20 protein-coding genes are annotated in these 19,634 nt (G+C 64.4%); 12 read left to right on the forward strand and 8 right to left on the reverse strand.

Annotated features, from left to right (window positions below; translation table 11 throughout):
* The first annotated feature begins 90 nt into the window (after positions 1-90).
* Positions 91-831 carry a peptide-methionine (S)-S-oxide reductase MsrA gene (msrA, locus tag EJ071_RS04120; protein ID WP_126096937.1) on the forward strand — a complete coding sequence of 247 codons (741 nt, stop codon included), beginning with the start codon at positions 91-93 and terminating at the stop codon, positions 829-831.
* Between the two features lie 233 nt (positions 832-1,064).
* Here msrA and EJ071_RS04130 read toward each other — a convergent pair whose 3' ends face one another.
* A complete protein-coding gene (locus EJ071_RS04130; RefSeq protein WP_126096938.1) occupies positions 1,065-2,069 on the reverse strand; it encodes a cytochrome d ubiquinol oxidase subunit II in 1,005 nt (334 codons plus the stop codon).
* Between the two features lie 362 nt (positions 2,070-2,431).
* The gene (locus EJ071_RS04140; RefSeq protein WP_126096939.1) at positions 2,432-3,793 is read right to left on the reverse strand and encodes a cytochrome ubiquinol oxidase subunit I; all 1,362 of its coding nucleotides are present in this window, start codon (positions 3,791-3,793) and stop codon (positions 2,432-2,434) included.
* A 344-nt stretch (positions 3,794-4,137) separates the two neighbouring features.
* Between EJ071_RS04140 and EJ071_RS04145 the strand changes: the two genes are divergently transcribed.
* Positions 4,138-5,064 carry an ABC transporter ATP-binding protein gene (locus EJ071_RS04145; RefSeq protein WP_126096940.1) on the forward strand — a complete coding sequence of 309 codons (927 nt, stop codon included), beginning with the start codon at positions 4,138-4,140 and terminating at the stop codon, positions 5,062-5,064.
* A 14-nt stretch (positions 5,065-5,078) separates the two neighbouring features.
* Positions 5,079-5,840 carry an ABC transporter permease gene (locus tag EJ071_RS04150; RefSeq protein ID WP_126102476.1) on the forward strand — a complete coding sequence of 254 codons (762 nt, stop codon included), beginning with the start codon at positions 5,079-5,081 and terminating at the stop codon, positions 5,838-5,840.
* A 261-nt stretch (positions 5,841-6,101) separates the two neighbouring features.
* Here the strand turns inward: EJ071_RS04150 and EJ071_RS04160 are convergent, their stop codons facing one another.
* Positions 6,102-7,139, reverse strand: a complete 1,038-nt coding sequence (locus EJ071_RS04160) for a phosphatidylglycerol lysyltransferase domain-containing protein (RefSeq protein WP_126096941.1) — start codon at positions 7,137-7,139, stop codon at positions 6,102-6,104.
* A 246-nt stretch (positions 7,140-7,385) separates the two neighbouring features.
* Between EJ071_RS04160 and EJ071_RS04165 the strand changes: the two genes are divergently transcribed.
* Together EJ071_RS04165 and EJ071_RS04170 are read left to right on the forward strand one after the other, a co-directional pair.
* Positions 7,386-7,871 (forward strand): MarR family transcriptional regulator, encoded by a 486-nt coding sequence (locus EJ071_RS04165; protein ID WP_126102477.1) that lies wholly within the window; start codon positions 7,386-7,388, stop codon positions 7,869-7,871.
* Complete coding sequence (locus tag EJ071_RS04170; RefSeq protein WP_126096942.1) at positions 7,868-8,548, forward strand: GNAT family N-acetyltransferase; 681 nt, start codon at positions 7,868-7,870, stop codon at positions 8,546-8,548. Before EJ071_RS04165 ends, EJ071_RS04170 begins: the two co-directional genes overlap by 4 nt.
* Before the next feature lie 271 nt (positions 8,549-8,819).
* Here EJ071_RS04170 and EJ071_RS04175 read toward each other — a convergent pair whose 3' ends face one another.
* Positions 8,820-10,817, reverse strand: coding sequence for a PhoX family phosphatase (locus EJ071_RS04175; protein ID WP_126096943.1), 1,998 nt, complete (start codon positions 10,815-10,817; stop codon positions 8,820-8,822).
* Between the two features lie 438 nt (positions 10,818-11,255).
* On the opposite strand from EJ071_RS04175, the gene EJ071_RS04180 reads away from it, so the two are divergent.
* Together EJ071_RS04180 and EJ071_RS04185 are read left to right on the forward strand one after the other, a co-directional pair.
* Positions 11,256-11,594 carry a hypothetical protein gene (locus tag EJ071_RS04180; RefSeq protein ID WP_126096944.1) on the forward strand — a complete coding sequence of 113 codons (339 nt, stop codon included), beginning with the start codon at positions 11,256-11,258 and terminating at the stop codon, positions 11,592-11,594.
* A gap of 20 nt (positions 11,595-11,614) precedes the next feature.
* Positions 11,615-12,316 carry a phosphatase PAP2 family protein gene (locus EJ071_RS04185; RefSeq protein ID WP_126096945.1) on the forward strand — a complete coding sequence of 234 codons (702 nt, stop codon included), beginning with the start codon at positions 11,615-11,617 and terminating at the stop codon, positions 12,314-12,316.
* A 436-nt stretch (positions 12,317-12,752) separates the two neighbouring features.
* On the opposite strand, the gene EJ071_RS39145 is transcribed toward EJ071_RS04185, so the two are convergent.
* Both EJ071_RS39145 and EJ071_RS39150 read right to left on the reverse strand, forming a co-directional pair.
* Positions 12,753-12,992 carry a hypothetical protein gene (locus EJ071_RS39145; protein WP_245460165.1) on the reverse strand — a complete coding sequence of 80 codons (240 nt, stop codon included), beginning with the start codon at positions 12,990-12,992 and terminating at the stop codon, positions 12,753-12,755.
* A gap of 75 nt (positions 12,993-13,067) precedes the next feature.
* Positions 13,068-13,613: a hypothetical protein gene (locus tag EJ071_RS39150; protein WP_245460166.1), complete on the reverse strand. Its 546-nt coding sequence runs from the start codon at positions 13,611-13,613 to the stop codon at positions 13,068-13,070.
* Positions 13,614-13,725: 112 nt separating this feature from the next.
* Here EJ071_RS39150 and EJ071_RS04200 point away from each other — a divergent pair, with 112 nt between their 5' ends.
* Both EJ071_RS04200 and EJ071_RS04205 read left to right on the forward strand, forming a co-directional pair.
* On the forward strand, positions 13,726-14,520 hold the full coding sequence (locus tag EJ071_RS04200) for a helix-turn-helix transcriptional regulator (RefSeq protein WP_126096947.1): 795 nt from the start codon (positions 13,726-13,728) through the stop codon (positions 14,518-14,520).
* 55 nt (positions 14,521-14,575) lie between these two features.
* Positions 14,576-15,397 carry an alpha/beta hydrolase gene (locus tag EJ071_RS04205; protein WP_126096948.1) on the forward strand — a complete coding sequence of 274 codons (822 nt, stop codon included), beginning with the start codon at positions 14,576-14,578 and terminating at the stop codon, positions 15,395-15,397.
* A 153-nt stretch (positions 15,398-15,550) separates the two neighbouring features.
* Here EJ071_RS04205 and EJ071_RS04210 read toward each other — a convergent pair whose 3' ends face one another.
* Positions 15,551-16,489, reverse strand: coding sequence for a CHAD domain-containing protein (locus EJ071_RS04210; RefSeq protein WP_126096949.1), 939 nt, complete (start codon positions 16,487-16,489; stop codon positions 15,551-15,553).
* Positions 16,486-16,959 carry a CYTH domain-containing protein gene (locus EJ071_RS04215; protein WP_126096950.1) on the reverse strand — a complete coding sequence of 158 codons (474 nt, stop codon included), beginning with the start codon at positions 16,957-16,959 and terminating at the stop codon, positions 16,486-16,488. The genes EJ071_RS04210 and EJ071_RS04215 overlap by 4 nt, the downstream gene beginning before the upstream one ends.
* Before the next feature lie 90 nt (positions 16,960-17,049).
* Between EJ071_RS04215 and EJ071_RS04220 the strand changes: the two genes are divergently transcribed.
* From EJ071_RS04220 to EJ071_RS04230, 3 genes are read left to right on the forward strand one after another with little or no spacing between them, the layout of a single operon-like run.
* A complete protein-coding gene (locus tag EJ071_RS04220) occupies positions 17,050-17,754 on the forward strand; it encodes a DUF1956 domain-containing protein (RefSeq protein WP_126096951.1) in 705 nt (234 codons plus the stop codon).
* Positions 17,751-18,716 (forward strand): HlyD family efflux transporter periplasmic adaptor subunit, encoded by a 966-nt coding sequence (locus EJ071_RS04225; RefSeq protein WP_126096952.1) that lies wholly within the window; start codon positions 17,751-17,753, stop codon positions 18,714-18,716. The genes EJ071_RS04220 and EJ071_RS04225 overlap by 4 nt, the downstream gene beginning before the upstream one ends.
* Entirely contained in the window at positions 18,713-19,633 is a 921-nt protein-coding gene (locus EJ071_RS04230; protein ID WP_126096953.1) for an ABC transporter ATP-binding protein, read from the forward strand. Before EJ071_RS04225 ends, EJ071_RS04230 begins: the two co-directional genes overlap by 4 nt.
* The last annotated feature ends 1 nt before the right edge of the window (position 19,634 follow it).

Raw genomic sequence — 19,634 nt, forward strand, 5'->3', positions numbered from 1 at the left:
GGCCGGATGAGGGGGAGCGCCGCACGGCAAATTGAGAACCGCCTCAACGCTTCCATCGTATATACTGGAACCAAACCAAGGAGATCAGACATGAACGGCATCAAGACAAAGGCCGCGCGGCGATCGCCATTTTTCGCGCGCGGCGCGCTTGCGGCGCTGGTGCTGACGGCGGCAGCGGCCGCCTTCTGGCAAACGCCCGCACGCTCGGCGGAGGACGCGGTGGTGATCCCGCCGCCGGCTGTGGATGAAAAGGCGGCCGGCGGCACGGAGACGGCCATCTTCGCCGGCGGCTGCTTCTGGGGCGTGCAGGGCGTGTTCCAGCACGTCAAGGGCGTCAGCAAGGCGGTTTCCGGCTACACCGGCGGCAGCGCCGAAAACGCCGTCTACGAGACCGTCGGCACCGGCCTCACCGGGCACGCGGAATCGGTCGAGATCACCTACGATCCGTCGAAGGTGACCTATGGCCAGCTGTTGCAGGTCTATTTCTCGGTCGCGCACAATCCGACGCAGCTCAACTACCAGGGGCCGGACCAGGGCACGCAATACCGCTCGACGATCTTCGCCGAGAACGACGATCAGAAGAAGGTCGCCGAGAGCTACATCGCCCAGCTCGACAAGGCCAAGGTGTTTTCGAAACCGATCGTGACGACGCTGGAGACCGGCAAGACCTTCTATCCGGCCGAGAACTATCATCAGGATTTCCTGACGCTGAACCCGACCTACCCCTATATCGTCTACAACGACCTGCCGAAGATCGAGAATTTGAAGTCGCTGTTCCCACAGCTCTACAGCGAGAAGCCGGTGCTGGTGCAGGCGGGTAGCAAGAGCTGAAGCATACGAAACGCGAAACGCCGGCGGGACAGCACCCCCCTCTGCCCTGCCGGGCATCTCCCCCTCAAGGGGGAGATTGGCAGCTGCGGCGCCCGTCATCACTTTGCAGCGTAGGAGATTGGCGAAGCCGGCTGAGCGCTGATCTCCCCCCTTGAGGGGGAGATGGCCGGCAGGCCAGAGGGGGGCGCGACGGAGTGGGGCGTCTGCACTCTATGGCACCCCATGCCGCTCCCTCAATCATACGTCAGATCCGTCGCCTTCCCCGCAAACACGCGGTAGGCGTAGAAGGAATAGAAGATGATGATCGGCAGCACGACGACGGTGCCGACCAGGATGAAGGCCAGGCTCTCCGGCGCCGAGGCGGCCTGCCAGATCGTCAGCCTGTCGGGCACGACATAAGGGTAGAACGACCAGGCGAGCCCGGCGAAGCCGAGCGCGAAGATGGCGGCCAAGGTCAGGAACGGCCGCAACGCATGCCGGTCGTCGGGCTTCGGCAGATGGAAGGTCTGCCGCCACAGCCACAGGAACAGCAGCGCCGACAGGATCGGCAGCGGCGAGAGATAGAGGATCTCGGGCCAGAGGAACCATTTGTCGAAGATGCGCGGACTGGCAAAGGGCGTAGCCAAGGATACCGCCACCATGCCGAGCGCGGTCAGCACCAGCGTGGTGCGCAGCCAGCGCACGGCCTTACGCTGCAGATCGCCCTCGGTCTTGTAGATCAGCCAGGCGGAACCCATCGCGGCATAGGCGGCCGACAGGCAGAGGGCGACTAGGGCGCCGAAGGCCATGCCGCCGAGGCCGACATCCAGGCCGAGCACATAGACGCCCAGCATGTAACCCTGCGCCAGCGAGGCGGTTGCGGAGCCCAGAAAGAAGATGCGGTTCCAGCGGTGCTTCCTGCCGGCCGGCACCTTGGCGCGGAAATCGAAGGCGACGCCGCGCAGGATCAGGCCCACCAGCAGCAGGAAGACCGGCAAATAGAGCGCGGTGAGGATGGTGCCATGGGCCATCGGGAAGGCGACCAGCAAAAGCCCGACCGCCAGCACCAGCCATGTCTCGTTGGCGTCCCAGAAGGGGCCGATCGCCGCGATCATCGTATCCTGCTCGGCATCTTCGGCGCCTGCGAACAGGATGCCGATGCCGAGGTCGAAGCCGTCGAGGATGACGTAGATCAGGATGGCGAGGCCCATCAGGCCGGCGAAGATCAGCGGCAGCGCGGTTGGCCAGTCGAAGGTCATTTTATTCTCCCCACTCGCCAGAGCCGTTCAATCTCGACGTGATCGGACGGGATTCTGTCTCCAAGTCATTCGCTTCTGACCAATCGCCGAAGCCGGCGCCGCCCCTCATCCCCCTGCCGGGACCTTCTCCCCGTATAGTGACGGGGAGAAGGGGGATGGCCGCCGCCTCGGCGCCTTTCTTGCAGCGCTGAAGATTGGCGAAACCGGCGATGAGAGCGCCCCTCTCCCCGTCACTATACGGGGAGAGGATGCCGGCAGGCAGGTGAGGGGCAGCGCCGGCGTCCGGCTGGAGTGCCCAAACAAGCCGAAGCGATCGCCGATCTCTTTGTTCTGGCATGGTACTATCTCCGCAAATCGGACAATCACTCCCCGGCGGCCTGCTGTGAAAGGGCCGCGTTCATGGCGCCCGGCAACGGCGAGGTGTCGCCATCCTTCGCCGCTTTCAGCGCCAGGTGCACCAGCACGCCGAGGTAGGCGATCAAAAGCAGCACATAGAGGATGAGGTAGACGGCCAAGGTCAGCGCGACATGGCTGCCGGCGACCGGGCCGACTGCGTCCGCCGTTTTCAGAACGCCGGTGACCAGCCAGGGCTGGCGGCCGATCTCGGTCGTGTACCAGCCGGCGAGCGTCGCCAGCCAGCCGGACAGCGCCATCGGCACCATGATGAAGGCCAGCGGCTTCGGCAGGCCGTGGCGGCGCTTGAGGAAATAAGCAGCCGACCAGGAGACGACCAGCATCAGGATGCCGGTGCCGACCATGATGCGGAAACCCCAGAACACCGGGAAGACCGGCGGATGGTTGCCCGGATAGTCGTTGAGGCCGGGCACGACGCCGCTCACGCTATGGCGCAGCACCAGGCTGGCGCCATCGGGAACGGCGAGCTCGAATTTGTTCTCCTTGGCCGCCTCGTCGGGCAGCGCGAACAGCACCAGCGGCACGTTGGGGCCGGTGTTCCAGTTGGCTTCCATGGCGGCGATCTTCTGCGGCTGGTGCGCGAGCGTGTTCAAGCCGTGCTGGTCGCCGGCGAAGATCTGGATCGGGATCAGGATGGCGGCGGTGAAGACGCCGGTGCGCAGCGCCTTCCACATCGATTCCGAGCGGTCGCCGTAAAGATAGCGCAGCGCCGACAGGCCGGCGATCAGGAAGGAGACCGTGAGCCCGGAGGCCAGCAGCATGTGGACTAGCCGATAAGGCATGGACGGATTGAAGATCACCGCCCACCAGTCGAGCGCATGCGCCTTGCCGTCGCGCATCTCGAAGCCGGCCGGCGTCTGCATCCAGGAGTTCAGCGCAATGATCCAGAAGGCCGAAACCGTCGTGCCGCCCGCCACCAGCACGGTCGCCAATGTGTGGATGCGGTTGGAGACGCGGCGGAAGCCGAACAGCATGATGCCGAGGAAGGCCGCCTCGAGGAAGAAGGCGGTGAGCACCTCATAGGCGAGCAGCGGTCCGGCGATGTTGCCGACCGTCTCCATATAGCCCGGCCAGTTGGTGCCGAACTGGAAGCTCATGGTGACGCCCGACACCACACCCATGGCGAAGGATAGCGCGAATATTTTCACCCAGGTGAAATAAGCGCGCATCCAGGCGGAGTCGCCGGTGGCGTTGTAGCGGAGCTTGAAGAAGAGAAGCACCCAGCCAAGTGCAATGGTGATCGCCGGAAACAGGATATGGAACGAAATATTCGCGCCGAACTGAATGCGCGACAGAACGAGCGGGTCCATGCTGGGCTCCGGCTGCAATTTATGCTTGAAGGATAGGCCGCAAGCACGCGCCGGTCAAAGCGGCGCGGCGTCACGCGAGGCGCGTTGTCGCAGCAGTTCGACAGGAACCGTCACCCGTGCGGGAAGCCGTGACGGAGAACGACTGTCTAAAGCGCGTCGCGCTGAAACGGATTCAGGCGACGCGCTTTAAGCCTTTGTCTTGATGCATGTCGTTATCCCAAAACCGCTGCGCACTTTGGGCGACATGCATTGAATTGTCAGGAGCGGCATTGACTTCCTGCCTCGCGCACCGACATTCAGCGCAATAAAAATCCAAAGCACCCTTTCAGCAGCCGTTTTCAGCCATGCCATCAATCATTTCGATATCCGGTGTCACCAAGACCTATGCCACCGGCTTCAAGGCGCTGAAGGAAATCAACCTCGATATCGAGCGCGGCGAGATTTTTGCGCTGCTCGGGCCGAACGGCGCCGGCAAGACGACGCTGATCTCGATCGTCTGCGGCATCGTCAACCGATCCTCGGGCAGCGTCACCGTCGACGGCCACGATATCGGCAAGAACTACCGCGCCGCGCGCAGCCTGATCGGGCTGGTGCCGCAGGAGCTCACCATCGACGCCTTCGAGACGGTATGGGCGACGGTCAACTACAGCCGCGGCCTGTTCGGCAAGGCGCCGAACAAGGAGTTCGTCGAGAAGGTGCTGCGCGATCTCTCGCTGTGGGACAAGAAGGACGCCAAGGCGATCACGCTTTCCGGCGGCATGAAGCGCCGGCTGATGATCGCCAAGGCGCTGTCGCATGAGCCGCGCGTTCTGTTCCTCGACGAGCCGACGGCCGGCGTCGACGTTGAGCTGCGCCAGGACATGTGGGCGATGGTGCGGCGGCTGCGCGAGGATGGCGTCACCATCATCCTGACCACGCATTACATCGAAGAGGCCGAGGCGATGGCCGACCGCGTCGGCGTCATCAATCGCGGCGAGATCATCCTGGTCGAAGGCAAGGCCGAGCTGATGCGCAAGCTCGGCCGCAAGCAGATGACGATGGAGCTGCGGGCGCCGCTCAAGGCCATCCCCGATGGCCTTGAGCGCTATCCGCTGGAGCTGTCACCGGACGGTGAGCAGCTCACCTACACCTATGACAACCAGAGCGACCGGCCGGGCGTCGCCTCGCTGATCCGCGATCTCGAGGCCGCCGGCATCCAGTTCCGCGATCTCGACACCAAGAACAGCACGCTGGAAGAGATCTTCGTCAATCTTCTGAGGCAAGAGCCATGAACCTGCGCGCGACCATGAATCTTCGTGCGGTCTGGGCGATCTACCGGGTCGAGATGGCGCGCGCGTTCCGCACGGTGCTGCAGAGCATCATCTCGCCGGTCATCTCGACGTCGCTTTATTTCGTCGTCTTCGGCTCGGCGATCGGCTCGCGCATCACCGAGATCGACGGCATCAGCTACGGCGCCTTCATCGTGCCGGGGCTGATGATGCTGTCGCTTTTGACGCAGTCGATCTCGAACGCCTCCTTCGCCATCTATTTCCCGAAATTCGTCGGCTCGATCTACGAGCTTTTGTCGGCGCCGGTCTCCTATCTGGAGATCATCCTCGCCTATGTCGGGGGTGCTGCGACCAAATCGATCATGCTCGGCCTGATAATCCTGGCGACGGCGTCGCTGTTCGTGCCGCTCAGAATCGAGCACCCGTTCTGGATGATCGCCTTCCTGGTGCTGACGGCGGTGACCTTCAGCCTGTTCGGTTTCATCATCGGCATCTGGGCCAAGACCTTCGAGCAGCTGCAGCTGGTGCCGCTCCTGATCGTCACGCCGCTCACCTTCCTCGGCGGCAGCTTCTATTCGATCCATATGCTGCCCGGCATCTGGAAGACGATCACGCTGTTCAACCCGGTCGTCTACCTGATCAGCGGCTTCCGCTGGAGCTTCTACGGCAAGGCGGACGTCTCGGTCGGCGTCAGCCTCGGCATGACGCTGGTGTTCTTGGCCGTCTGCATCGCGATCGTGGCGTGGATCTTCAGGACGGGATATCGGTTGAGGAATTGAACGGGACGGCCGAGGTCTCTGTCAGATTATTTCAGTTTTCAAGCGTCGGCGCTGCCCCTCACCTGCCTGCCGGCATCCTCTCCCCGTATAGTGACGGGGAGAGGGGCGCTCCCGTCCGCGGTTTCGCCAATCGCGAGCATTGCAGGAAAAGCGCCAAGGTCGCGGCCAGCCCCTTCTCCCCGTCACTATATACGGGGAGAAGGTGCCGGCAGGCGGATGAGGGGCGGCGCCGACGCTCAATGCGATTGCCCGCCGGCCAACTCAAATCGCCTTGATCAGCCGCAACAGCCCCAGCATCTCCATCAGAGTGCCTCTGCGGAAGGCGACGTAGGTCGGCTCCTCCAGCCCGTGGAAGCGGCGCTTGAAGGCGGCCTGGCCCTGCAGATTGAAGCGCGAGCGGTTGACCCAAGGCGACTCGTAGGCGCGCTGGAAGGCGCCGCGCCAGAAGCTCGATTCGGCAAAACCGCTCGGCGCGACATCGAGCAGTGGCGACAGGCCCAGCGTGACGACCGAAATGCCTTCCTCGCGAAAACGGTCGACGGCGAATTTGGTCAGGCCGATCTCGGAATGCGGCGTGGCGTCGACATGCTTGCGCTTGAAGGCGGTGGTGTAGCCGATGACCTTGCCGTCGCTGAACAGCGGATCGAAATCGAGGATGGCGACGAGCTCACCCTCCGGACCGTGCAGGACGAAGCGGCGCATGTCGGCGCCGAGATGGTCGGCGAAGGGGCGGTTGAGGAAGCCCATCTCCCAGCGCTTGACGATGCGCTCGCCGCGCCAGTTCTCGGAAAGCCGCGAAACCTCGTCGAGGAGCATGTTTTTTCTGTCCTCGGCGAAGGTGAAGCCCTTCTTCGCCAGCCAGCGCTCGGAATAACGCACGGTTTCGTTGCGCTTGCCGGAAAAATCATGCGCCGGCAGCTGCAGCCTGGTGTCGACGCCCAGCCGGTTGACCTGGTAGCCGAGGCCGGCCAGCACCTTTGCGGTGGCGGCGCCGATCTGCACGAACCAGGGGCCGCCGGCGGCCTCGACGAAGCGCTTGATGTAGCCGGGCCGCTCCGACGGATCGACCACCGGATCGCCAAGCGCGAAATGGTGCTTCATCTTGCTGCCGAAGGCGATGTAGCCGTCGCCATCGCTGAAATAGGACAGTTTTTGCTGCACGGCGGTCGAATAGGCGAGCGAGAAGTCGCCGTGCCGCCGAACCATCGCCAGGCGCTCGAGATGGGTCAGCTCGCGGCGCGGCACCTTGGGCGCCGCGCCTTCGAGAAACCTGTCGATATGTTTGCGCAGGGAGGGCATGAGCTTCCGCGTGCCGATGAACACAGACCCGCAGCCCACGGGCTCGAATCAGTCGCCTTGGCGCGACCGATTGTCGGTCATGTCGCGCCAGCGCCATATAGGATGCTATCGGCCGCGAATGAAGAGGAAATGTCTGCCGTCCGACGCAGCGATCGACACCGATCAGCCTGTGCCGCGAAGGCATATTGCCGAGTTCTATGCAATGTTATATATCAAGTTATAGTTCCTTGTTCGGACAGCTCGGCCATGGAAGACGTCTTGCGATCTCTCGGCTTTCTCTGCCTCGGCAGCCGGCTGAAGCGCATTGGCGAGCAACTGCAGGCCGACACGCAGCGCGTGCTCGACCGCCTGGATGTGCGTGTCCAGTCGAGCCAGTACCCTCTGCTCGCCGCGCTCGACAGGCTGGGGCCGCTGCCGGTCGGCGAGCTGGCGCAGTCTCTCGGCATCGCGCAGCCGGGCGTGACGCGCAGCGTGTCGCTGCTGACCGAACTGGGCCTGGTCGAGGTCACGCAATCGAACGACGACCAGCGGCGCAGGATCGTCTCGCTGTCGCGGAACGGCCAGCGGCTGGTCGACACCGCGAAGCGTGACGTCTGGCCGCGCATCGAGGACGCGGTCGCGGAATTGTGCGCGGACCTCTCCGGGCCGCTGCTTGGTCAGCTCGCCGCCATCGAGGATCGGTTGGCCGCAACCCCGCTCGATCGCCGTGCCGAGAAGGCTGGTGTGCCATGAAACACGTTCTCGACCGTCCCATCTGGAGCGCGCTCGCGACGCGCCATCAGGCCTTCGCGGAAGGCGGCAGCCTCGCCCGGCGGTACCGGCCGTCGATCGTTCCTTTCGCCGCCACGGCGGCGGACGATGCCGAAAGCCTGCGGGCCCTGGGCAAGCTGCTCCCACCGCTTGAAAGCGCCATCCTGGTTCAGACGGATAAAATCATCCTGCCTGCGGAGCTTGCCGCGATTTCGACGGCGTCGCTGGTGCAGATGGTCGCAGAGCAGCCGGTTGGGACAGTGTCCGATGAGCGCGTGCAACAGCTGACCGAGGCCGATGCCGCCGAGATGCTGGCTCTGGCGTCGCTCACCAAGCCAGGTCCGTTCACGCTGGAGGCCTTGAGCCTCGGCGAGTTCTGGGGCGTGAAGATCGACGGCAGGCTCGCGGCGATGGCCGGCGAGCGCATGAAGCAGCCCGGCTACACCGAACTCAGCGGCGTTTGCTCGCATCCGGATTTCCGCGGCGGCGGCCTTGCCAGGCTGCTGTCGCTCTTCGTGGCGAACCGGATCATGGCGCGGGGCGAGGTTCCTTATCTCCACGCCTATGACAGCAACGTCGCTGCCGTCAGGCTCTACGAGTCGATCGGCTTCCGGCTGAGAACCACCCTGAACATGGCGGTGGTGCAACGCGCGGGATAGTTGACCTAGGAGATTGGCTCGAAGGCGCGATGGCTTCGTCATCCACGGGCGAAGCGGGCGCGTAGACCCGAGGATCCATTCCGTGACTTCGAGGCGCTGCGACGGTGCAGAATTCTGCTCCGCTGCGCCCTGCGTCCGAGGTAACGGAATGGATCCCAGGGTCTCCGCGACGGAGCTTCGCTCCTGCTTCGCCCTGGGATGACGACGTTGGGGAGGCTTCGGCCAATCCCCAACGTCAGCGATGGTGCCCTTGCCGCAGAGTCTCTGTCTCTCAAACCGCGATCTTGCCGCCGCCCTGCTTGGTGATGGCGACGACCGAAGGCCGCACCGGCATGTCCGGCTTGAAGTCCGGCCAGCGGGTCGACAGGTCCTCATAGTAGGAGGGGCGGCCGAAGGCCTCCCAGTCCTCGCCGCCGTCGCCCGGATGCTGGACGGCGACGAAGGCGGTCTGGTCGTCCGGGGCGAACAGCGGGCCGCACATTTCGGCGCCGATCGGCACGCGGAAAAACAGTTTCGACGTCGCCCGCGCGGCGCCTTCCGTGTCGACCGCCCACAGGCCATCGGTGCGGCCGGTGGCTTTCGGACCCTGGCCGTCGGTGGCGACCCAGAGCCGGCCGGCCGAATCGACGGCGCAATTGTCCGGCATGCCGAACCAGCCATTGGCGGTGGTCGCCGTCGAGAAGGTGGCACCGACATCGGCAACGGAAGGATCGCCGCATTTCAAGAGCACTTCCCACTTGCCCTTGGTGGCGGCGAAATCACCGCCATCCTCGACGATCTCGATGATGTGGCCGAAGGCGTTTTCGGCGCGCGGGTTGGCAGCGTCGACCTGGTCTGCCTTGCGCTTGGAATTGTTGGTCAGCATGACATAGACCTTGCCGTTGCCGGCATTGGGCTGGATGTCTTCCGGCCGGTCCATCTTGGTGGCGCCGAGCAGGTCGGCGGCGCGGCGCGTCTCGATGAGCACGTCGGCCTGGGAGGCAAAACCGTTCTCCGCCGTCAGCGGCCCCTGACCAAACACGATCGGCATCCATTCGACCGAGCCGTCCTCGGCGAACTTCGCCACATGCAACGTGCCGTCGTCGAGCAGGTTCATGTTGGCCGCGAGGTCATTGGGATTGAACTTACCAGCGGTGACGAACTTGTAGACATAGTCGAAGCGCTCGTCGTCGCCGAGATAGAAGACGACGCGGCCGTCCCTGGCGACGATCGATTCGGCGCCCTCATGCTTGAAGCGGCCCATGGCGGTGCGCTTCCGCGGCACCGAATTCGGGTCGTTGACGTCGACCTCGACGATCCAGCCAAAACGATTGGGCTCGTTCGGCTCCTTGGCGAGGTCGAAGCGATCGTAATGCGCGCCCCATTCATAGGCGCCTTCCGGGATGCCGAGCCGCTTGTAGTTGGCGGCCTCCTTGTGGCCTTCCGGCAATTCGCCCGAGAAATAGCCGTGGATGTTCTCCTCGGCCATCACATAGGTGCCCCAGGGGGTGACGCCGCCAGCGCAGTTGTTGAGCGTGCCGATGACCTTGGCGCCGGACGGATCGGCATTGGTCTTGACGCGGTCATGGCCGGCGACCGGACCGGAAAGCGCCATCTCGGTGGTGGACATGATGCGGCGGTTGAGCTTGCCGTCGCGCACCACCTGCCACTTGCCGCCTTCCTTGCGGATCTCGACGATGGTGCCGCCATGAGCGGCCATCTCGACATCGACCTGCTCCTTGCTGAGCGGCGCCACCTCGGCGGCCTTCTTGCCGTCCTTGTCGACGATCTTGACGATGCCGGGGAACATCAGATGCGGGTTGGTGTATTCGTGATTGACGACCAGCAGGCCATGCTCGGCCGAGCCGTCGATCGGGATATAGCCGACATAGTCGTTGTTGTAGCCGAACTGCCTGGCCTGGGCGTCGGCCGACTGCTTCACCGGATCGAATTCCGGCGAATCGGCAAACAACCGATCGCCCCAGCGCAAGAGCACGTCGGCATCGTAGCCCGGCGCGACATGATGCTTGTCGTCGATGCCGGCTTCGAGCTCGTCGAATTTGAAGGCGGAGCCCTCGGTCGCGCGCGCCTCGTCGGCGGCGACGAGCGCCAGCGGGCTGACGGTGGCGGCGATGGCCGAGACGGCCAGCGAACCCTTCAGGAAACCGCGGCGCGAGAAGCGCGCGGCGATGATCTCGCCCATGGTGCGGTTGTCGGTGGGGTTGACGGACGGGCCGTCATTCTCCTCGAGCTGGCTGGTGCGGAAGCGGGTTTCAGGGGATTGGGTCATGGGCTGTCCTCTGGCTTCTTGAGGTGGCTGGAACTGTGACCCGTCGATCCCTAAAGGCAGCCGATCACATTTTCGTGACATGGCTTCGACGTACCACCCGGTGATTGGCGAAGCCGTCGATGTCGGCCCTTACTCCCTGTCACTATACGGGGAGAAATGCCCGGCAGGGGCAATGAGGGGCGGAGCCGACCTAGCAAACAGAGGCGCCGTGACGATCGCTGCAAGCAAGGACAACGCCCGGCGTGTAATGCTGATGGCCAACGCTGGCGCCGCCCCTCATCCGCCTGCCGGCACCTTCTCCCCGTATAATGACGGGGAGAAGGGGGCTGGCCGCGGCCTTCGCTCTTGTCCTCCACTGCTCGGCTTGACGGCTTCACGCGCTTGGGAAACAAGGACGGCGACGGGCGCGGCGAAGGCCGCTTCGAGAGGGGATGAAACGTGAGTTTCTGGGGACTGGCGCAGCTTGGCGTTTCGACCGTGATCTTCCTGCTGGCGGCAACCGCGGCCAAGCAATGGGGGCTGGCGCCGAGCCTGGCCAAGATCCTGCTGACCCTCGCGCTCTATTCCGCGGGCAATCTGATAATGCTCAGGCTGATCCGAGAATTCGGCATGTCGGTGTCGTTCAGCCTGTCGGCGGTGATCCAGCTGGTGTCGGTGAATGTCGTGGCGCTGGTCTTTTTCGGCGAACGATTGAATGCGTTGCAGGCCACCGGCGTCGTGCTGGCGATCGCGGCCGTCGCGCTGATCACGCTCGGGCCCTATATGCAGCGGCTGTAGCTGAACCCAAGGCCCCCCTGATGAAATCGACCGCCAACGCGCTGCTCAACAAGGTGGAATTCCCGGTGCTGCTGGCCGGGCTGGTGATCGCCGGCGGGCTATGGGGCCTGGTGGAACTCATGGAAGTGGCGCGCGCCACCAGCCCGCACGCCTTCGACACGGAAATCCTGCTCGCATTCCGCCATGCCGGGCAGCCGGACAGTCCGATCGGTCCGCCCTGGCTGGAAGGCGCGGTGCGTGACGTCACCGCGCTCGGCAGTTCCGCCGTCCTGGTGCTGATCACTACGGCGACGATCATCTACTTGCTCTTGATCCGCAGGCCAGCGACGGCATTGTTCGTGTTTGTCGCGGTGGCGGGCGGGCAGGTGCTTTCGAGCCTGCTCAAGTTCGAAGTCGACCGGCCCCGCCCTGAGCTTGTCTCACATCTCGTCAACGAGACGTCGCTCTCGTTTCCCAGCGGCCATGCGATGCTGTCGGCGGTGACCTATCTTACCCTCGGCTCACTGGCGGCACGCTTCCTGCCGGACCGCACGACAAAAATCTTCGTGCTCGGCCTCGCCGTGCTCACCACGGTGCTGGTCGGAGCAAGCCGCGTCTATCTCGGCGTGCATTGGCCGTCGGACGTGCTTGCCGGCTGGTGCGCCGGCTTCGCCTGGGCCATGCTGTGCTGGCTTGCGGCGCGCCTGCTGCAGCGGCGCAAGGTGATGGCGGACAGCGAGTGATCGAGGGCCGTTGCGCGGGCCGCAGCTCGAGGAAGCACCTGCGAAAGCATCCTTCCCATCATCCTGGAGCGAAGTGATGTCGAAGCTGCCAATCTCCCCCTTGCGGGGGAGATGGCCGGCAGGCCAGAGGGGGGTGCTGTCCCGCCAGCGTTTCGGATTTCGGCACTGCAGCGGCGTTCTGAAGTCACGGCAGGATCCCAGGCTCTCCGCGACGGTAAGTGGCTATCGCTACGGCCGCAGCGTCGTCCCAGGGCGAAGCAGGAGCGAAGACTCCTGGGGTGGGACGATTAAGGAAAGTACTGTGGCGCCGCGTTCCTTCACACCCCCTCTGTCCTGCCGGACATCTCCCCCGCAAGGGGGGAGATCAGATGTCGCTCCGGCTTTCGCCAATAGCCAACACTGCAGAGCGGGGACCTCCACAATCACTTCCGCATGTTCAATCCAGTGACAGAGCCGTCACCTCGCCTTCGTTCATCAGCGGGACATAGATGGTCGAGCTGCCGTCGGTGCCGATGTCTGCGCTGCCCGGCTTGAAGGAAGCGACAACCTCGGGCTTGCCGCCGGCCCGGTAGCTGTAGAGCGTGCCGGTCATGTAGGCGGTGGCGTAGATAGTGTCGCCGATGGCGATGACGCCGTCGAGATCGGCGAATCTTTGGGCGCCGGGCAGCGGCGTCACCTTCCTGCCGGCGAGATCGACCGCCAGCAGCCCGCCGGGCTCCGCGGTGCTGAAGTCGGGCTTGATGCCCTTGCCTCAGGACGCGACGATCAGCCGGTCGCCGTCGGCGAAGACGCCGTTGGGCGAGGCGAGCAGCGCATCCTTGACGAACAGCTCCGGCTTGCCGCCGTCGATGCGGTAGATCGTGTCGGCCAGCATGTCGGTGACATAGACCTTGCCCGAGGCATCGGCCGTCATGTCGTTGAGGAAGACGGCGCCGGGCACGTCGATGCTGGAGACCAGCTTGCCGCTGGCGAGATCGACGATGCGAACCTTGGTGATGTCGGCGGCGTAAAGCTTGCCGCCCGAGATCGCCATGCCCTTGGGCGCGTCCATGCCGTCCACCCAGTGCCTGGCGACGACCTTGCCGTCCATGGACAGCAGCGACAAATAGCCGTTGCCGTCGGCCTCGCCTGGATTGCCGACGATGTTGGAGACGACGATGCGCTTGTTGGCGGTGTCGAAAAGCGCCGATTCCGGCTGCTCGAAGCCGCCGGCGCGCCAAATTTCCCCCGCCTCGGCAACGGGAGCCGTTGCGATGCCGGCGATGGCGAGAAAAGTCGAAGCGATGAGGGTCTTCATGGTGCTCTCCTGCGATGACGGCGGAGAGCTAGGTTTTTCGATACTTTCCTGGAAGACGGTTCAAGCCTAGTATCGAAGATCGATACGAATTCGTGCAGATGAGGTGCATTCCATGAACGGTCCGATCTTCGAGGCGCTGAAACGGACGCTGAAGGCCAAGGGCCTGACCTACCGGACGCTGGCCGAGCGCATGGGCGTATCCGAGCCGACGGTGAAACGCATCTTCCATGAGCGGAACTGCAAGCTCGACCGGCTGATGGAGATCTGCGCCGCGGCGGAAGTGGAACTGGAGAATGTGCTGGGTTCGATGAACCGCGGACCGGGACCGGCCAACCACGTCGCGCCGGAGATCGAACGCAAACTGGCGGCGCGGCCGGCGCTGCTCTTCGTCTTCATCATGCTGTCGGAGAAATTCACGCCCGAAGGCATCATGCGCTCGCAGGGTCTCAGCGAAGCATCGATGTTCCTCTATCTGCGCGATCTGGAAGAGCTCGGCCTGGTGGCGCTCGGGCGCGGCCTGTCGGCGAGGCTGCTGGTGGAGACGCCGATCCAATGGGATTTCGAGGGGCCGCTGAAGCCGCATTTCGAGACGACCAACAAGAACTTCATCGGCTGGGCGATCGGCCATATGGAACGGCAGGCAACCTTCGTCAGCTTCTCGCGGCGGATGCGGCCGGAGACAGCGGAAATGGTGCGGCGGGAGGCGGAGGACCTGGCGGAACGCGCAAGGCTGCTTGCCCACCACGACCAGCACACCACGCCGGAAGACCAGCTCATCGGTTACAAATGGACCTTTGCCTTCGGGGCGACGCCATTTCCGGCAATCATGCCGATCGGGCCGCACCCGCGGGATGCGGGTGCCCGGGCGGGTGGCGGGGTGAAAGGAAGACGACCGCTCCCGGCGTAATAGTTGAAATCTAGCGCTTGGTACCCGCAGTCCAGAAAACCGGGGAGAGTATTGGATGTCGTGGAAACTCGATGAGACCGTGCAAACATCCGCGGGCACTGTGGCGGCGGGTCGACTGGGTAGCGGGCCTGCGCTCGTGCTGGCTCATGGTTGGCCGTGGTCCTCGTTCTCATGGCATCGGATCATTCCGGACCTTGCAGGGCGGTACCGCGTCCATTGGTATGACATGCCCGGATACGGGCAATCCGAAAAAGACGCGGGGCAGCGCACGTCACTCGATGTGCAAGGAAAGATATTCGCCGAGATGCTTGCTTATTGGGATATCGAGCGCCCGATCGTCATTGCGCACGATATGGGTGGAGCGACAACGCTGCGGGCGCATTTGCTGCATGGCTGCGACTTCGACCGGTATCTGCTGATGAATGTTGTCGCGATGCGTCCTTGGGGATCGGAGTTCTTCGATCATGCGGGTCGCCATGTGGATGCCTTTCGGGGCCTGCCGCCGCATATCCACAGAGCGGTCGTAGAGGCCTACATCAAGGGAGCCATCGTAAACGACATCGATTCCGGAGATTTCGAGAAGCTTGTCGAGCCGTGGCTTTCCGAGGAAGGGCGCGCGAGCTTCTATCGCCAATTCGCGCAAGCCGATGAAAGATATACCGCCGAAGTCGAGCCCATGTTTGGGGACATACGCTGTCCGGTAAAGATAATCTGGGGCGAGGACGATCCATGGATTCCGCTGAAGCGAGGCAAAGCGCTTCATGCGTTGATCCCGCAGGCGTCGTTCGAAACGCTGCCTGGCGTCGGCCACCTGCCTCAGCTTGAAGCTCCGGATCTGGTGCTGACGCGACTGCAGGCATTTTCAGGCGGGACTTGATGACATCTCTGCAAGGCACCAGTCATCGATGGTTTCGTCAGCCTTGGCGGCCGCAAAAAATCTTCCTCCCCTGCGGGAGGGTTAGGGATGGGATATGCGACCGGAGTTTGTTGCCTGACATAGCCCTCGGAGAGACCGGATTTTCGCTCCAAGTCAGCCGACGGCCGCGGCTGCGTCTTCCCGCTGGCCGGCGAGATCGTCGCGCGCCTTGCGCGCGAGCTTTTTGGCCGAGCGCCTGGGGCTGTCGCCGAACAAGTCGGCGGCCTCGGCAAGGCAGGCCTTGCCGAGGCTCTTTTCCGAGCGTTTCAGGAGCTTGCGCAGAAGCTTCGTATCTTCCGGCGGGCCGAGCGGCTCGCCATCGGCGGCGAGCAGCGCGCGCATGACGAAGACATCATGCAGTTCGCCGAGCAGCTCGCCAAGCTTGTCGACGGCCTTGCGGCGCGCCTTGATCGGCGTCGGCCACAGGCGGCCGAGCAGCGACAGATGCATCGAGTGCGTCTTGGCCGCCTTGCGCAGATCGTGAAAGTCATCGGCCTCGCCGCGCGAGCCGGCCTTGTCCAGCGCCTTTTTCGCCCGCCGCAAGGTGGCGCGGGCGCCTTCGGCCAGGATGTCGGCAGCCTGCTCGGGCTGGTCGGGCAGGGCCAGCCTGTCGATCCGCTCCAGCCCTTCCTGGCAGGCGGTGACAGCGGCATTGATGGCGGCATCGAGGCCGGGACCGGCATGGAGCTCATGCTGGCGCAGCAGCAGCCGATCGCGGACGGGGTCGAGACCGCCGCCGGCGGTCTGTTCCGGAAAGGCATCCGCCAGGCGGTCGATGGTCTCGATGAGAGCGGTGGCCTCGCGCGGGCCGGAAAGCAGCGCCGACACCTGCTTATAACATTCGTTTTCGGTCTGGCAGAACGGTTCGTCTCCGGAACGAACCAGGCGCAGCAAGGCACGGATGCTCTTCAGCCGCTTGCGGCATTTGTGCAGTCCCTGTTCCGGCTTGTCGCGCGCCGTCTCAAGATGGCCGAGCGCCCTGCCAATCTCGTCGGCCAATATGCGCCTGACCTCGCCGGTCAGCGGCAAGCGCGGATCGATGCGAAAGCTCATGCGGCGATCTCCGGAATCTCCCCGAGGGCCAGCGACGCGTTGTAGAATTTCTGTTCGCCGGTGACCTCGCGGCCGAGCCAGTCGGGCAGCATTTCGTCAGGTACGTCCTCCGGCGTCTCCAGCTCCGCGACCACGAGCCCCGAGAGCACTCCGCCGAACACATCGACTTCGTAGAGATAGCCACGGTGTCTAACATGGTGGCGTGTCTTCTCGATGACACGCCCGATGGCGAACGCCATCAATTCCTCGGCCTCGTGTAGAGGGATCGGATATTCGAACTCGTCGCGCTCGCGCGCCCTGTCGCCGAACTTCAACGTCAGCTCGGCGGAACGCCCGTCGCTGATGCGGACACGCACCGTGCGGCCGGGCTGCGCGGCGACGTAGAACTGGCGAATGCGGATATCCGCCTCGACCAGGCTACGCCAAGCGGGATCAGAGACCAGGAACTTGCGCTCGACTTCCTTGCCCATGGCCGCGCACTAAAGCCCGCGCGGACGGAGATGGCAAGCCGAGTCGGGATTCAATTTGACTTTAATCAATCGATTGATTAAACTAATGTCATGGGCAAGCAAACGAACGTCAAAAGGCCACAACGCGAGGCCTCTCCCGCCGATCAAACGCGCGCGGCGCTTGTCCATGCCGCGCTCAAGCTGTTCGGACGGCAGGGCTTCGACGGCACCTCGACGCGCGAGATCGCGGCCGAGGCCAAGGCCAATATCGGCTCCATCGCCTATCATTTCGGCGGCAAGGAAGGTTTACGCGCCGCCGCCGCCGACTTCATCGTCGAGACCATCCAGGGGATCGCTGGCCAGGCGCTCGGTGCGCCCCAAGCGGCCGCGGCCTCAAACCCGGAAGCCGCACGGGCGCAACTCTTTGCCGCGCTGGAGCGGATGGTCGGCTTTGTCGTGGCAAGCCCCCAGGCCGGCGAGATCGTACAATTCGTACTCCGCGAGCTGTCGCACCCGACGGCGGCTCTCGACCGCATCTATGCCGGCGTTTTCGAGCCGACGCATCGCCGGCTTTGCCAGATCTGGGAACAGGCGACCGGCGAGCCGGCAGAGAGCGAGAATACCAAGCTCACCGTGTTCACCGTTATCGGCCAGGTCATTTATTTCCGGATCGGGCGCGAGGCGGTGATGCGCAGGATGGGCTGGCGCGAGATCGGCGACAAAGAGGCCGCCAAGGTCGTGGCGGTCGCGACCGACAACCTCAGGGCAATGCTGGCGGCGCGTGTGCCGGCCGCCGGCAGGAAGGGCAAATCATGAGTTTTCTCTGCTCCCTGCCGCTTGCGGCGCAATTGTTCGGCGCCTGCGCGCCGGCGGCGCCGCTCGCCGTCGGCTATGTCGAGGGCGAATACGTGCTGCTCGCGCCGATCGAGGTGGCGCAGGTCGAGACGGTCGCCGTCACGCGCGGCGACCGCGTCGAGCCGGGTGCTCCGGTGGTGACGCTGGAAAGCGCCGACGCCAAGATCGCCGTAGTGCAGGCTGAGGCAGCACTCGCACAGGCTAAGGCCCAGCTCGCCGATCTGCAGGTCGGCAAGCGCCCGGAAGAGATAGCGGTGCTCAAGGCCGAGGTCGACATGGCGAAGGCGCAGGCCGCCGACGCCAAGCGCAAATATGACCGCGCCAGCGACCTCTACAAGCGCGGCACCGGCACGCAGGCCGACTACGACACCGCTTCGGCTTCGCTGGAGACGGCCAACGCGCAGGTCGGCCAGGCGGAGGCCAACCTCGCCGTCGGCGGCCTGCCGGCGCGGGCCGAGACGATCAAGGCGGCCGAGAACCAGGTCAAGCAGGCGCAATCGGAACTGGGACAGGCCGAGTGGCGCCTGTCGAAGCGCGTGCTGACGGCACCTTCCCCCGGCCGCGTCAACGATGTCATCCGCAATCCGGGCGACACCGCCGGACCGACCGCGCCGGTGCTCTCGATGCTGCCGGACGGCGCCGTGAAGCTCAGCGTCTATGTGCCGGAGGCCGCCTTCTCCTCGGTCAAGGTCGGCACATTGCTCAGCGTCCGTTGCGACGGCTGCGGGCCGGATGTGAAGGCGCGCGTCAGCTATGTGTCGCCCGATCCGGAATTCACCCCGCCGGTGATCTACTCGCTGGAGAACCGGCAGAAGCTGGTGTTTCTGGTCGAGGCGCGGCCGGAGGGCGGTGCCGGCCCGCTGCAGCCCGGCCAGATCGTCGATGTCGACTTGGCGGACCTCGGGGCGGACCTCGGAAAATGAGCGTCATCGACGTCCGCGGACTGGTCAAGCGCTTTGGCGACAAGACCGTCGTCGACCATGTGACGATGACGGTCGCCGAGGGCGAGATAGTCGGCTTCCTCGGGCCGAACGGCTCGGGCAAGACGACGACCATCCGCATCATGTGCGGGCTTTTGACGCCGGACGAGGGCGAGGGCACGGTGCTGGGGTTCGACATCCTTACCGATGCGCTGAGGATCAAGCGCGAAGTCGGCTACATGACGCAGAAGTTCTCGTTCTACGAGGATCTGACGATCGGCGAAAATCTCGAATTCGTGGCGCGGCTGTACCGGCTGAGGCCGGTCGAGCACTATGTGTCGCGCACGCTGCAGGATCTCGGCCTGGCGACGCGCCGAAACCAGCTGGCCGGAACGCTTTCCGGCGGCTGGAAGCAGCGGCTGGCTCTGGCCGCCTGCATTATGCACCAGCCGAAACTGCTGCTGCTCGACGAGCCGACGGCGGGCGTCGACCCGAAAGCGCGGCGCGAGTTCTGGGACGAGATCCACAGGCTGGCGAGCGGCGGACTGACGGTGCTCGTCTCCACCCACTACATGGACGAAGCCGAGCGCTGCCACCGCATCAGCTACATCTCCTACGGCAAGATGCTCGCCACCGGCACGGTGGACGAGGTGGTGAGGAATGCCGGCCTGACCACCTTCGTGCTGCAGGGACCGCGTCTCGACCAGGTCGCCGAGGCGCTGCAGGGCCGCCCCGGCGTCGATCAGGTGGCGCCGTTCGGCGCGACGCTGCATGTCGTCGGCTCCGACAAGGCGGCGCTGGAAAAGGCGCTTGCCGATGTCGAGAAGGAACACAAGGGCGTGACGGTGACGCCGGGCGAGACCAGCCTGGAAGACGTCTTCATCCAGTTCATGTCCGGCTCGAAGGACAACATGGCATGAA

Source organism: Mesorhizobium sp. M1B.F.Ca.ET.045.04.1.1, from assembly GCF_003952465.1.
Lineage (GTDB): Bacteria > Pseudomonadota > Alphaproteobacteria > Rhizobiales > Rhizobiaceae > Mesorhizobium > Mesorhizobium shonense.

Bases quoted from the DNA above. Each gene is read 5' to 3' on its own strand.
- EJ071_RS04170 (WP_126096942.1), top strand. From the start codon at position 7,868: ATGAAACACGTTCTCGACCGTCCCATCTGGAGCGCGCTCGCGACGCGC.
- EJ071_RS04210 (WP_126096949.1), bottom strand. From the start codon at position 16,489: ATGAGCTTTCGCATCGATCCGCGCTTGCCGCTGACCGGCGAGGTCAGG.
- EJ071_RS04200 (WP_126096947.1), top strand. From the start codon at position 13,726: ATGAACGGTCCGATCTTCGAGGCGCTGAAACGGACGCTGAAGGCCAAG.
- EJ071_RS04160 (WP_126096941.1), bottom strand. From the start codon at position 7,139: ATGCCCTCCCTGCGCAAACATATCGACAGGTTTCTCGAAGGCGCGGCG.
- EJ071_RS39150 (WP_245460166.1), bottom strand. From the start codon at position 13,613: ATGAAGACCCTCATCGCTTCGACTTTTCTCGCCATCGCCGGCATCGCA.
- EJ071_RS04215 (WP_126096950.1), bottom strand. From the start codon at position 16,959: ATGGGCAAGGAAGTCGAGCGCAAGTTCCTGGTCTCTGATCCCGCTTGG.
- EJ071_RS04145 (WP_126096940.1), top strand. From the start codon at position 4,138: ATGCCATCAATCATTTCGATATCCGGTGTCACCAAGACCTATGCCACC.
- EJ071_RS04150 (WP_126102476.1), top strand. From the start codon at position 5,079: ATGAATCTTCGTGCGGTCTGGGCGATCTACCGGGTCGAGATGGCGCGC.
- EJ071_RS04165 (WP_126102477.1), top strand. From the start codon at position 7,386: ATGGAAGACGTCTTGCGATCTCTCGGCTTTCTCTGCCTCGGCAGCCGG.
- EJ071_RS04230 (WP_126096953.1), top strand. From the start codon at position 18,713: ATGAGCGTCATCGACGTCCGCGGACTGGTCAAGCGCTTTGGCGACAAG.
- EJ071_RS04205 (WP_126096948.1), top strand. From the start codon at position 14,576: ATGTCGTGGAAACTCGATGAGACCGTGCAAACATCCGCGGGCACTGTG.
- EJ071_RS04225 (WP_126096952.1), top strand. From the start codon at position 17,751: ATGAGTTTTCTCTGCTCCCTGCCGCTTGCGGCGCAATTGTTCGGCGCC.
- EJ071_RS04130 (WP_126096938.1), bottom strand. From the start codon at position 2,069: ATGACCTTCGACTGGCCAACCGCGCTGCCGCTGATCTTCGCCGGCCTG.
- EJ071_RS04175 (WP_126096943.1), bottom strand. From the start codon at position 10,817: ATGACCCAATCCCCTGAAACCCGCTTCCGCACCAGCCAGCTCGAGGAG.
- msrA (WP_126096937.1), top strand. From the start codon at position 91: ATGAACGGCATCAAGACAAAGGCCGCGCGGCGATCGCCATTTTTCGCG.
- EJ071_RS04220 (WP_126096951.1), top strand. From the start codon at position 17,050: ATGGGCAAGCAAACGAACGTCAAAAGGCCACAACGCGAGGCCTCTCCC.
- EJ071_RS04140 (WP_126096939.1), bottom strand. From the start codon at position 3,793: ATGGACCCGCTCGTTCTGTCGCGCATTCAGTTCGGCGCGAATATTTCG.
- EJ071_RS04185 (WP_126096945.1), top strand. From the start codon at position 11,615: ATGAAATCGACCGCCAACGCGCTGCTCAACAAGGTGGAATTCCCGGTG.